General features: G+C 65.2%; 9 protein-coding genes. 7 read left to right on the top strand and 2 right to left on the bottom strand.

Going from position 1 to position 13,070, the window contains the following annotated elements:
- The first annotated feature begins 36 nt into the window (after positions 1 to 36).
- Positions 37 to 486 (top strand): DUF4440 domain-containing protein, encoded by a 450-nt coding sequence (locus LL964_RS11915; RefSeq protein WP_104584233.1) that lies wholly within the window; start codon positions 37 to 39, stop codon positions 484 to 486.
- A gap of 131 nt (positions 487 to 617) precedes the next feature.
- Here the strand turns inward: LL964_RS11915 and mutS are convergent, their stop codons facing one another.
- The gene (mutS, locus tag LL964_RS11920) at positions 618 to 3,239 is read right to left on the bottom strand and encodes a DNA mismatch repair protein MutS (RefSeq protein ID WP_104584231.1); all 2,622 of its coding nucleotides are present in this window, start codon (positions 3,237 to 3,239) and stop codon (positions 618 to 620) included.
- 949 nt (positions 3,240 to 4,188) lie between these two features.
- On the opposite strand from mutS, the gene LL964_RS11925 reads away from it, so the two are divergent.
- The 6 genes from LL964_RS11925 to LL964_RS11950 all read left to right on the top strand — a co-directional run bounded on the left by LL964_RS11925 (position 4,189) and on the right by LL964_RS11950 (position 10,552).
- A complete protein-coding gene (locus LL964_RS11925) occupies positions 4,189 to 4,752 on the top strand; it encodes a VOC family protein (protein WP_228329442.1) in 564 nt (187 codons plus the stop codon).
- A 49-nt stretch (positions 4,753 to 4,801) separates the two neighbouring features.
- Positions 4,802 to 5,923 (top strand): tryptophan 2,3-dioxygenase family protein, encoded by a 1,122-nt coding sequence (locus tag LL964_RS11930; RefSeq protein WP_104584229.1) that lies wholly within the window; start codon positions 4,802 to 4,804, stop codon positions 5,921 to 5,923.
- Entirely contained in the window at positions 5,920 to 7,368 is a 1,449-nt protein-coding gene (locus tag LL964_RS11935) for an FAD-dependent oxidoreductase (protein WP_104584227.1), read from the top strand. The genes LL964_RS11930 and LL964_RS11935 overlap by 4 nt, the downstream gene beginning before the upstream one ends.
- A gap of 96 nt (positions 7,369 to 7,464) precedes the next feature.
- Complete coding sequence (locus LL964_RS11940) at positions 7,465 to 8,628, top strand: aminotransferase class V-fold PLP-dependent enzyme (RefSeq protein ID WP_228329443.1); 1,164 nt, start codon at positions 7,465 to 7,467, stop codon at positions 8,626 to 8,628.
- Positions 8,625 to 9,416 carry an SDR family oxidoreductase gene (locus LL964_RS11945; RefSeq protein ID WP_104584223.1) on the top strand — a complete coding sequence of 264 codons (792 nt, stop codon included), beginning with the start codon at positions 8,625 to 8,627 and terminating at the stop codon, positions 9,414 to 9,416. Before LL964_RS11940 ends, LL964_RS11945 begins: the two co-directional genes overlap by 4 nt.
- 11 nt (positions 9,417 to 9,427) lie before the next feature.
- Entirely contained in the window at positions 9,428 to 10,552 is a 1,125-nt protein-coding gene (locus LL964_RS11950; protein WP_104584221.1) for an aminotransferase class I/II-fold pyridoxal phosphate-dependent enzyme, read from the top strand.
- 108 nt (positions 10,553 to 10,660) lie between these two features.
- Here LL964_RS11950 and LL964_RS11955 read toward each other — a convergent pair whose 3' ends face one another.
- Entirely contained in the window at positions 10,661 to 12,925 is a 2,265-nt protein-coding gene (locus tag LL964_RS11955; RefSeq protein WP_104584219.1) for a methyl-accepting chemotaxis protein, read from the bottom strand.
- Between the last annotated feature and the right edge of the window lie 145 nt (positions 12,926 to 13,070).

Below are 13,070 nucleotides of genomic sequence, written 5' to 3' on the forward strand. Positions count from 1 at the left end.
TACATTCCGTCTGTCTGTCCCGTTCCAGGAGCCGCCATGACTGCCGATGCCACCCTTGCCGATCACCGCCCCGTTGCCGCCGCACGTACCGCCGCCTACTGCCTGGCCGAAGCCGACAAGATGTTGCTGCGCTGGACCGAGACGGTGGGGCGTCGAGATATCGACGCCGTGCTGGCCCTGTACGCGCCGGATGCCATCCTGGTGCCGACGCTGTCTGACGACATCCGTGGGCGCGATGCGGATCGCCGCGCGTACTTCGCCTCGTTCCTGGCCGCCGACGGGCTGAGTTGCGGCGTCACCGTGCAAAAGAAGCGGGTGAGTGCGAAGTTGGGCACGGTGGTGATCGGCGGTCTCTACACCTTCGTGTTCGAGCGCGGCGGTGTCAGCGAACCGGTGCATGCGCGCTTCCTGTTTACGTTCGAGGAAATCGAGGGCCGCTGGTTGATCACCGGCCACCATTCGTCGCGGTGTTCGGAAGAAGGCTGACACGTGCCGCGCACGTCGGGATGAGGGCGAGCGGGCCGATGGCGCGTTGTGCCGAAACGCGCGCGTCGCCCAGGTTGGCTGCCCGGGCAGGGCGCGCCACGCAGCATCGGCGTGGCAGCCATGGCCTGCCGTCAGAGCAAGGCTTTCAACCGATAGAGCGCTTCCAGGGCCTGCTTGGGCGTCAATTCGTCCGGATCCAGCGCCTGCAGCGCTTCCTGCGCGGCGGAAGAGGGTGCGGTGAATAACCCGAACTGTTGCGGCGCGTCCAGCGCCGCGGGCGCCATCTGCGCAGCATGACTTTCGCTTCCGCGTTGCTCCAGCTCGGCCAGTCGCCGCCGCGCCTGGGCGACCGCCGCCTTCGGCAGACCGGCCAACGCGGCGACCTGCAGGCCGAAGCTGCGATTGGCCGGGCCGTCCTTGACTGCATGCATGAACACCAGGCGCTCGCCGTGTTCCACCGCGTCCAGATGCACATTGGCGATGCCGCTGGTGCCGCCGGCATGCGATTCGTCGGCCAGTGCGGTGAGCTCGAAGTAATGCGTGGCGAACAGCGTGTAGCAGCGATTGCTGTGCGCCAGATGGCGCGCTACCGCGTCGGCCAGGGCCAGGCCGTCGTAGGTGGAGGTGCCGCGACCGATCTCGTCCATCAGTACCAGCGACTGCGGTGTGGCGTGATGCAGGATGTAGCTGGTTTCGGCCATTTCCACCATGAAGGTGGATTGCCCGCGCGCCAGATCGTCGCCGGCGCCGATGCGGGTGAGGATGCGGTCGATCGGCCCGATCACCGCGCGGCTGGCCGGTACGAAGCTGCCGATATGCGCCAGCAGCACGATCAGGGCGTTCTGTCGCATGTAGGTCGATTTACCGCCCATGTTCGGGCCGGTGATCACCAGCATGCGGCGGTCGCTGTGCAGGTCAAGGTCGTTGGGTTCGAAGGGTTGCTCGCGCACCGCTTCCACCACCGGGTGGCGGCCGCGTTCGATGCGCAGGCAGGGCGCGTCGTCCAGCTCCGGTTGCGACCAGTCCAGCGCCTGCGCGCGCTCGGCGAAGGCGGCCAGCACGTCCAGTTCGCTCAGCGCAGCGGCGCAGCGTTTGAGGCCTTCCAGTTCGTGGCCCAGCGCGTCGAGCAGGCCTTCGTACAGCAGCTTTTCGCGCGACAGCGAACGCTCGCGCGCCGACAGCACCTTGTCTTCGAAACCCTTGAGCTCCTCGGTGATGTAGCGCTCGGCATTGGTCAGGGTCTGGCGGCGGCTATAGTGCAGCGGTGCCTTGTCGGACTGGCCCTTGCTGATCTCGATGTAGTAACCGTGTACGCGGTTGTAGCCGACCTTGAGCGTGGCGATGCCGCTGGCCTCGCGCTCGCGCTGCTCCAGGTCGATCAGGAACTGATCGGCATTGGTGGACAGGCGGCGCAGCTCGTCCAGCTCTGCGTCGTAACCGGACGCGATGACACCGCCATCGCTGAGCTTGAGCGGTGGCTGGTCGGCCACCGCGCTGACCAGCAGGTGCGCAGTGGCATCGTGCTCGCCGAGTTCGGCGAACAAGGTCTGCAGGCGCGGCGAATCCAGCGGTGCCAGAATGGCGCGTACCTTCGGCAACAACGCCAGGCCATCGCGCAGCGTGGAGAAGTCGCGCGGGCGCGCCGAACGCAGCGCCACGCGCGTCAGGATGCGTTCCAGGTCGCCGAGCGCGCGGAAGGACTCGCGCACGTCGGCATCGGCAGCGGAGCCGATCAGGCTGGCCACGGCCTGGTGCCGCTGTCCCAGCACCGCACGCAGGCGGAGCGGCCGATGCAGCCAGCGCCGCAGCAGACGCCCACCCATCGGGGTGACCGTGCTGTCCAGCACTCCGAGCAAGGTGTTGCGGGTATCGCCGTCAACGCGCGTGTCCAGTTCCAGATGCCGGCGCGTGGCGGCGTTCATCGAGATCGCCTCGCTGGCCACTTCCATCGCGATCGAGGTCAGATGCGGCAGGCGTTGTTTCTGGGTTTCTTCCACGTAGCCGAGCAGCGCGCCGGCAGCGGCAGTGGCGCAGGGTTTGTCGTCGATACCGAAGCCGCTCAGATCGTGCAGCTTGAAGAACGCCAGCAGCTGACGCCGCCCGCTGTCGGCGTCGAACAACCATGGTGGCCGCCGCCGCACGCCGGTACGCCCGCGCAGGAAGTCGGGCCAACTGTCTTCGTCCGGCACCAGCAGCTCGGCCGGTTCCAGACGCGCGATCTCCGCCTCCAGCGCATCGGCGCTGTCCACTTCGTTGACCAGGAAGCGACCGCCGGCCAGGTCCGCCCAGGCCAGGCCGTAACCCTGCTTGCTGCGCGCAATCGCCATCAACAAGGTGTCGCGGCGCTCGTCCAGCAGTGCCTCGTCGGTGACCGTGCCGGGCGTGACGATGCGCACCACCTTGCGCTCGACCAGCCCCTTGGCCAGCGCCGGATCGCCGATCTGCTCGCAGATGGCCACCGACTCGCCCAGCGCCACCAGACGCGCAAGATAGCCTTCGTAGGCATGCACCGGCACCCCCGCCATCGGGATCGGCGCACCGCCAGAGCTGCCGCGCTGGGTCAGAGTGATGTCCAATAGCCGCGCCGCCTTGCGCGCATCGTCGTAGAACAGCTCGTAGAAATCGCCCATGCGGAAGAACAGCAGCAGATCGGGGTAGTCCGACTTGGCGGCGAAGAACTGCTTCATCAGCGGGGTGTGCTCGGTAGCACCCGTGCTGGGCTTGGAGGTGTCTTTGATGTTGGAGCTTTGCAAGAAGGTCTTCCGGAATCGGGGGCGAGTTGGCGCAAAACATAGGGGTAACCACTGCGCGGGCGATGCTGCAATCGCGGCTCACCTCTCAGTGCCGCGGCGGCCGTGGGGCATCAGCCTGCGCGCCATTAGTTTAGCCGAGTAGCGCCCATTCCCTGGGCTCTCGTCGGCAAGTCGGTGTCCGCCGATCCAGGGGCTACGGTGGCTGCGGCCGGTTCACACGCCTGGCACGCAGACCTACTCCCGCACCGACGTCAGGGGCTCGACCCGCTGGATACCTACCAGATCTCCAAACAGCATCGGACGTGCAGTCGTCGGGGGCTGCGACGCGACGCTACGGTTGTTGCAGACCAGCTGTCAGGGATCCACCGCTGCGGTGGCAGCGGTGCGCCCAGGCTGGCCAGCAACGCTGATCGTCAGCTGCACCTCTCCGGTGGACAGCTGCGCGCGATGCCTGTGGAGTGAACGACTCATGCGGGTTGCCCCGGGATGTGGACGTTGGGCGACTAGCGAGTTTGAACGTGTTCTCGTTGACCGCAAACGGGCCTGCCAGCGACCAGTCATCGTCGAGCAGCGATTTGGTGACGCGCACCGCTTGCGAAAGGCGCGGATAGAGATTTTTCGAATCTTCTCTGTGATTGCTATCACTCGCAGATCGTGAACACACATGCGTCGTGCCGAAATCCGCAAAACCGGTTGCCTCGAACGCGATTGAAATTCAGGCCGCAATGCCTGTGCTTCGATAGCGAGAAACGTCTGGCATTTCCCGTCATGTCACCGGACGCTAGTGCGGAAATTGCGCATACCGAAGTGATCGATGGGCATAACTTGCAATCTGGGTATTTGGTTGGAGCCAAGTTGACTTGTCGATCATGTCCGGGCGAGTTGCTGCCCGAACGGCTTGATCCTGCGCTTTATCTGTTCGGTTGCACCGTCATGCGCGAATGCCTGCATGCAGGCGTTCTACACCCATTCGAAAGGCGATGAGTCGATGTTGAAGAAGCTGCATCACGTGGGATATCGCTGCAGGGACGCAAGCGAAACCGTTGCGTTCTACACGCAAGTCATTGGTTTGAAGTTCGCCGCCGCCATGATCGATCATGTGCCGTCGAGCGGGGTACGGCCGATCAACAACAATATTTTCTTCGAGATGGAAGATGGCAGTTACATCTGCTTCTTCGACATCCTGGGAAGCGACGATGCAATGGTGCCGGTTGCAGATGACTGGGCGCAGCATCTGGCGCTGGAGGTAAGCGATGAGGCGCGTGCCGAGCTGATCGCATCCCGATTGCGTGCACACGGCACGCAGGTCGAGGGACCCGTCATCCATGACGTGGCCGGTGACGCGACCCACGCCGAACTCGCACGCTCCTGGTACTTCCAGGATCCCAATGGACACCGGCTGGAACTGCTGGTCAAGCCGGCGATTGCCCAGACCGCCATCTGGAACGATTTGCAGAAGAACGCCTATGCCAATCTCGCGAGATGGGAGCTGTTGAAGAGGAGCGCCGCATGAGCGCCCTGCAGGCCATCGGACGCCAGCTTGCGTTCCTGAGCGCATCGCGATGCCGGTAACCGGAACGGAGCGTGGCGCGGTGAACTACTGGGACTACATCAAGGTCGAGCAGTTGCTGGCACTGCAGGGTGGGCTTGGCGACGACGAGACGGCCGTCGGCAACGACGAGGCGCTGTTCATCGCCGTGCATCAGATCTATGAATTGTGGTTCAAGCTGATCTTGCGGGAGCTCGGTTCGGCGCGCGACTTGCTGCAGGACCTGCAGCCGGACGATCCACGTATCGTCGCCGCCGTTCGCTCGCTGCGCCGCGCGACGGCGGTGTTCGAGCAGGCCAATCAGCACTTCAAGCTGATGGAGACTATGACGGCACGCGATTTTCTGGAGTTCCGTGGACGTCTGGCTCCTGCCAGCGGCTTCCAGTCCGCACAGCTTCGGGAAATCGAGGTGTTGCTGGGGCTGGAGGAGACCGACCGTATCGCGACCGGGCAGGGCTGCTCGTTCAAGGATGCCCTCAGACTGCCCAATGGCGAGCCTTCGACGTCGGCGCGCCGGGTCGAGGCGCGGATCGCAGGCGGTCCCAGCCTCAAGCAAAGCCTGTATGCATGGCTGGAACGGCTGCCCATCGCAGGCTCGACCGATCCGGCGGACGCCGAGCGGTTCGCGCAGGACTACCTCGATGCCCTGCATGCCGAGGGCCGCTGGCGGCTGAAGGTCGCGCAGGATAACGGTGTGGCGCCGCAGGCCATCGATCAGCAACGTGCGAAATTGACACTTGAGAACGCAAGCGCAGCGGCCTTCCTGCAGGGAGAGGAGGATCCGCAGGCGCCTGCGCACGTGCGGGCGCAGCGTCGTGCCGTGCGCACTGCCATGATCTTCGTGGAAAGCTATCGTGAGCTGCCGCAGATGGCTTGGCCACGTGAATTGCTTGAAGGCGTGATCGAGCTGGAACAGGCCATGCTGATCTGGCGCCAACGGCATGCGCGGATGGTGGAGCGCTTCATCGGTCACCGTGCAGGCACTGGCGGATCGCCCGGGGTGACGTATCTGGACCAGACCGCGCTGACCTACCGTGTGTTCTCCGATCTGTGGACAGTGCGTTCGCTGCTGTTGCGCAAGGATTGCCTGCCGTCGCTGGATGCTCTCCGGCATGGCGAGGACATCACCAAATGAGAGGCAAGCACGTTGCCGTGCTGGGCGGCAGTATCGCTGGGTTGATGAGCGCGCTGGCATTCGCGCGCAGTGGGGCGCGGGTGACATTGATCGAGCGGGACGCGGTCGATGCAGCGCTTGCTGCAGAGACTGCCGGCGAGGCGTCGTTCAATGACGGATGGCGTAAGGGTGTGCCGCATGCCAGACATACGCACGCGCTTGCTGCGCTTGGGCGCAAGACGCTACGGGAGCGCGCGCCGGACGTGTGGAGGGCACTGCTTGCTGCAGGCGCCATCGAAATGCCCTTCGGCGCGCAGCTGCAGGATCTTGCCGTCGCACCGCGCTGCGACGATCCGGACCTGTTCGGGTTATCGGTGCGTCGGGCCTTCGTCGAGACGGTGTTGCGGCCGATCGTGTTGGCGGAGCCAAACGTCACCGTGCTCGCGCAGACCGCGGTCAGCGGGCTGCTTGTTAGCGGGGACGGGATTGCAACGGTGCATGGCGCGCAGACCGCCAATGGCGAAGTTCGCGCGGATCTGACCATCGATGCGCTTGGCCGCGGCTCGGCTCTTTCCAGGTGGCTGCGCACGGCCGGTGCTGCAACGCCCTCGGAAACAGTTGAGAACTGCGGGCTGGCCTACTACACCCGCTGGTACCGTCTGGTGCGTCGGCCAACGGTCCTGCTTGACGCAGGTTTCTCCGCAGGTGGGTATGCCGCCACCAGCGGGTGCATCGTCTGCCCTGCGGACAATGGCTATGCATCGGTCACCCTGATGGTGCCGCAAGCCGACAAGGCGCTGCATGCGTTCGAGGCGCCAGAGCTGTTCACCGCTGCGGCGCGGCAGCACTCCGGCATCGCTGCATGGCTGCAGCCTGGCGCATGCGAGGCGGTATCGGACGTGCTGCGCTGGCCGGTGTGCGAGAACCGCTTGCGGCACTTCGTGGCCGATGGGCAGCCGGTCGTGTCGGGTGTGGTCGCCGTTGGCGATGCGTTGTGCACGACCAATCCCACCTATACCCGCGGTATGTCGCTGGCAATGCGGCATGCCTTCGCGCTTGCGGATCTGGCGCAGCACGATGGTCTGGACGATCCGCATCGCTTTGCAGTGCAGGCCGATTCCCTCGCACAACAGTGGGTGCGGCCGTGGCACGACGACAGCGTCCTGCAGGACCGTGCGCGCAGCGCGCTGTGGGCCGGGACGCCAGGCCCACAGCCGTCACAGGGGCAGATCACGCTGCAGCACATCGCCGCGGCCGCGCGCCATGACGCAGTGGTCTGGCAGGCACTGGCGCGCCGGACGGGGATGCTGGACGCGCCCGACACGATTTTTGCGCGGACCGATGTGCTGGCACGCGTGCGCGCCTCGGGCATGCAGCGCACGCCGCCATCGCAGCCTGACCGAAACGCACTGCTGCAGCTCATCGCCCGGCACCGCTCCGCCAACTGTGCCCATCCGCCTGCCTGATTGGCGGGTCATCCGGAGTCCTTCATGCAACAAACAACCTGGGGCATAGACCACAGTCCAAGCCCGTTTCGCAGCCACTTTGCACTGGATCCCGACGTGGCCTGTCTCAACCACGGCATGCTGGGTGCCTGTCCCGTCGTGGTCCTGCAACGGCAAGCCGAATTGCGCGAGCGCATGGAGCGCCAACCTGCGGCCTTTGTCCTGCGCGAACTGCCGGTGTTGCTGGACGCCGCTCGCCAGGCCTTGTGCGAGGTGATCGGAGCCGATGCCGCCGACCTGGTCCTCGTACCCAATGTCACCACTGCGCTGAGTGCCGTGCTGCGCTCGCGTCGCTTCTTGCCGGGAGATGAAATCCTCACCACTGATCACGCCTACCTGTCCTGCGCCAATCTGCTGGATTTCATCGCGCAGTCCACCGGGGCAGTGGTGGTGGTCGCCAGGGTCCAGCTGCCTGTCAGCCATCCCGATGGGATCATCGATGCGGTGCTAGATCGCGTGACCGCGCGGACACGCTTGGCCGTGCTGGACCATGTCAGCAGCCCGACCGCCATCGTGTTCCCGATCGCAGCGCTGGTGCAGCGCCTGGACGCGATGGGGGTCGATACGCTGGTGGACGGTGCGCATGCGCCGGGCATGCTGGCGCTGGACCTGCATGCCATCGGGGCGGCGTACTACGCAGGGGATTGCCACAAGTGGCTGTGCAGTCCGCGCGGCGCCGGTTTCCTGCATGTGCGCGGCGACCGCCAGCAGGACCTGCATCCGGCGGTGATCAGTCGCGGCTATGGCGATACGGCGACGTGTAGGGCGCGGCTGCATCTCGAGTTCGACTGGCTGGGGACGGCGGATCAGACCGCGCTGCTCTGCATTCCCGCAGCGCTGCAGTTTCTGGCTGGGCTGCTGCCTGGTGGACTGGACGCGTTGTACGCACGCAACCACGCGTTGGCGACCCGCGCAGCTGCACACCTTGCACGGTCGTTGCCGCTGACGCGTGTGGCGCCGGATGCGATGGTGGGCAGCATGGTGGCATTGCTGATGGAACGCCATGCCCCGACGATCACCGCCGCCCGATTGCAGGATCGGCTGTACGACGCGCATGCGATCGATGTCGCGGTTGCCGCCTGGGCAACACCTTCAGGGCAGTTGGTCCGGCTATCGGCGCAGGTCTACAACACGCTGGACGACTATGCCCGGCTGGGTGAGGCGTTGTCCCAATGCCTCGCGACACCAAGCGAGGCCGATACGCAAGGAATGCTGGCATGAGCGTTCCCGGCTTCGAGAACAAGCATGTGGTGATCACCGGTGGCGCAGGCGGGATTGGCATCGAGCTGATCAAGGTCTTTGCGCATGCCGGGTGCAAGGTGACCTTCACCTACCGGCCGGGCGAAGACAGTCGCTCGCGCGCATGCGCGCTGGTAGAGGCGATCGGTGCCGATCGGGTGGTTGCACGGGTTCTGGATGTTGGGGATCGCGACAGCCACGCCCATTTCATGCAGGCCCTGACCGAGCCTGTCGACATCGTCATCCATAACGCAGGTGTCGGCACCAAGACAGTGGAGCGCGCAGCGTCAAGCCATAAGGAACAGGACGAGGCGTTCTTCCGCGTCAATACGATCGGGCCGTTGTGGTTGAGCGAAGATCTGATCCCTGGCATGCAGGCGCGCGGGCAGGGCAAGATCGTGTTCATGAGCTCGGTGGACGGCGGTATCACGCATTTCCCACGCTTCCGTGCCGCCGACGGCATGAGCAAGGCGGCGGTGGCGTTCCTGGGCCGTCAACTGGCTGCCACGTACGCGTGTACCGGCATCGATGTCTTCACCATCTGTCCGGGCGCGACCGATACGCCGATGTTCCAGGCCAGTACCTTGAACACGCTGTCGTCCGAGCAGAGGCAGGCGCTCGAAGCCTCGCTGCCGGGGGGGCGGTTGATCCATCCACGCGAGATCGCCGACCTCTGCTTCTACCTCTGTCGCGACGAGGCGCGCATCCTGCGCGGCGCCGTCATCGATGCATCGCTGGGCCTGGGCGTCGCCCCGGCCGTCATGGGATAAGGGTCGCACGCATGCCTGTACCGTCGAACAGTTTCTGGGAGCAGTGGCTCATCGCGCATCGGGCAAAGCCCGACGCATGTGTGACCTACTCGTTGTCGCCCTCTCCGCCGTTGCAGCAGTTCCTGTCGCAACTGGATCCTGCGTCGTCGCTGGACTGGACCGGCGAGGACTACCAGGGCTTGCCCAGCTTGCGCGAGCGGGTGCTTGAGCAGTACGGCTATCGCCCGAGTTGCGGTGTGGACGATGTGCTGATCACCGCCGGAGCACAGGAGGCCAATTACCTGGTGCTGACGCAGCTGTTGAGCGCGGGTGATGAATTCGTCATCGATGCACCGGGCTGGCAGCAGCCACTCGTCCTTGCCGAGCAGATCGGCGCGATTGCCAAGCGGGTGCAGCGGACGGAAGCATCTGGATGGGCGCTGGACATCGCCCAGCTCGAATCGCTGGTGACCCCGAAGACCAAACTCATCTTCCTGTGCAATCCGAACAATCCCACTGGGCGGGTGGAGAATCTGGCCACGCTGCAGCGCATTGTGGCGGCGGCAGAGCGCGTGGGGGCCTACATCCTTTCTGACGAGGTGTATCGCGGCCTGGAGTGGGACGGGCAGGAAGCGCCGCGCATCGCGACTCTTTACGACCGCGGAGTGAGCACCGGCAGCGTATCAAAGCTGCTCGGTCTGCAGGGGCTGCGTACCGGCTGGATGGTGACGCGCGATCAGGCCCTGCTCAATGCCGCAATGGTGCTGCGCGAGAACACCAGCGAAATCATGAACGTGCTGGGGGAGCGCATCGCCGAGGTCGCGCTGCGGCCGGAGCATTTCGATGCTGCGGTCGCGCACTCGCGGGCGATGGGGCATGCGCGGATCGAGCTGCTGGATCGCTTCGTGGCCGAGCAGCCGGCACTGACATGGCGGCGGCCGCAGGCAGGTCTGCTCGGTCTGGCGAATCTGAACCTGCCGATCGATGCCGATGCCTTCAGCAGCCGGCTGCTGGCGCCGCCTTACAAGACGTTCGTGATGTCCGGTGGTGCGTATGCATGCCCGCAGCACCTGCGCCTTGGGGCGGGTGGGGTATCGCATGAGGAGCTTGAGCTGGGTCTTGCGCGGATGGCGCAATTGCTGGCCAAGTGGGGCTGATCGCTGTTTGGGCGTCATCGATTGAGACGTGATCGGGCACAATGCAGAAGGCCGGCTGCTCACGCAGCAGGCCTTCGTAGTGCGCCATCCGTTGCTGGCAACGACTGCTTAGAACTCTTGCCAATCTGCGCCCGCGCTCGACGCGCTGGCGACAACGGCCTGACTGACCGGGCGCTTGACCGGTGTCGCGGCAACCTGTGTCTTCCGTGCGGCAACGCCGGCCGGCTTCTTGGCATGCAGTGCGGTCGATGCGGCGGAGCGCGCAATCGACGGGCGTTCGGCATCGATCTTGAACACCGCCACCGCCTCCCTGAGTTGCACGGCCTGTTCTTCCATCGAACGGGCCGCGGCCGTGGCTTCTTCCACCAGCGCGGCGTTCTGCTGGGTGGTTTCGTCCATCTGGGTGACGGTCTGATTGACCTGCTCGATGCCGGTGGACTGCTCCTGCGAGGCGGCGGAGATTTCGCCCATGATGTCGGTCACGCGCTGCACGCTGGCGACGATCTCGGCCATGGTGGTGCCGGCGGTATGCACCAGGGTGGAGCCTTCGGCCACGCGTTGCACCGAGTCGTCGATCAGGCCCTTGATCTCTTTGGCCGCTGCGGTAGAGCGCTGGGCCAAGGTGCGCACTTCGCTGGCCACCACCGCAAACCCGCGGCCCTGCTCGCCGGCGCGTGCGGCTTCCACTGCCGCATTGAGCGCAAGGATATTGGTCTGGAACGAGATGCCGTCGATGACGCTGATGATGTCGGCGATCTTGCGCGAAGAGGTCTCGATGCCGGCCATGGTGCCCACCACCTTGCCGACGATATCGCCGCCCTGCGAAGCGACGCTGGCCGCACCGATCGCCAACTGGTTGGCCTGACGCGCGTGTTCGGCATTCTGACGCACGGTGGAAGTGAGTTCCTCCATCGAGGCAGCGGTTTCCTCCAGGTTGGCGGCCTGCTGTTCGGTGCGCTGCGACAGATCCTGGTTGCCGGCGGCGATCTCGCTGGCGGCCGAATTGATCGACACCGCCGAGTGCTGGATGCGCCCGACGATCTCGGCCAGCTGCGTGGCAGTGGCATTGGCGTCGTCGCGCATCTGCGCGAATACGCCACTGAAGTCGCCGGTCATGCGTGCGGTCAGGTCGCCGGCGGCGATGGATTGCAACAGCGCCGACAGCGATTGCAGGTTGCCGTCGGCGGTGGCCATCAACTGATTGAGGCTGTCGACCATGACGCGGAAATCGTACTGGAAGCGTTCGGCATCGCCGCGCGCGCTGAAGTCGCCATTTGCGGCTGCCTGCGCCAGTTGCTTGATCTCGGCATTCATCGCCGACAGGTTGGCCTTGACCTCGTCCATGGTCTGCGTGAGAACGGCCTTCTCGCCCGGTAGGCGTTCCATGGTTTCGCTGAGATCGCCCACGGCATAACGGCCCATGATGCGCGCGAGATTGGTCTGCACCGCCAGATGCGAGGCGACCAGTGCGTTGGTGTCCTGCGCCATCCTGCCGTAGTCGCCGGGAAAGGCGGCGGCGTCGATACGGAAACTGGTCTGGCCTTGGTCGTGCTGCCTGGCCATGTCGGTCTGTGCGCGCAGCAACGATTGCAGCTGCGTTTGCATGCCGCTCATCGCGCGCAGCAGGCGCCCGGTTTCGTCCTGGGCCTGGCTTTGCACGTCGTTATCCAGCTTCCCGTTGGCGATCGCCTCGGCGGCCTTGGTGGCGCGCCCCAGCGGGTGGGTCAGGCTGCGGGTGATGAGCCAGGCGAGCAGGGCGCTGATCGTCACCACGGCAGCGCCGCCGATCAACAGCAACACTTTGGCGCGATGCATCGAGGTCAGCGTTTCGGCGTAGGCCTGCTGGCTCTGCGTCTCCTGGCGGGTCACCAGCTGGCGGATCAGGTCCTGCCAGGCGATCAGGGCCGGGCGCGCCTTTTCGCTGAGCAGTGCTTGTGCAGGCGTGTTGTCTTCGGCGGCAGCGAGCGCGATGACCTGGTCGTTGATCTTGCCGGAGACGGTGCGCTGCGCGTCCATCGCAGCACGGATTTTCCGGCCCTCTTCGGAGCTGGACAGCGTGTCGAGTTTGGCGCGCAGCTCCTTGTAGCGTGCGCGCTGTTGCGTGATCGCGGCCAGTGCCTCCTGGTCGAGTTCGGCGTTGGTGGACATCGCGTACGTGCCCAGCGCGATCATGATCGACGAGTTGGCGTCCAGCATGCCGTTGCCGATCTGGATCTTGGCCATGCGGTCGAGCACGATGAAGTCCAGCTGTCGCTTGGCGGTGGCCATCGAGTTCAAGCCGATCGCGACCAGCAGGCCCGACAGCAGGATCAGCAGGGCGAATGCGGCGCCGAGACGGCGGCCGACGGAATAACGTTGCAGTAAGGCAGTCATGCGGCAGTCTCAGGTCCGAGGTTGGAAGGCGCCGGTCAGACCAGTCGTGTGAAGAACGCATGAGGATCGGGTCGGCACCGTGGATAGCGACGCGCCGATTGAAAACTTGATCGGCCGAACTCCAACGGATTTAGCAGCGCAGCTA

Source organism: Xanthomonas melonis, from assembly GCF_020783655.1.
Lineage (GTDB): Bacteria > Pseudomonadota > Gammaproteobacteria > Xanthomonadales > Xanthomonadaceae > Xanthomonas > Xanthomonas melonis.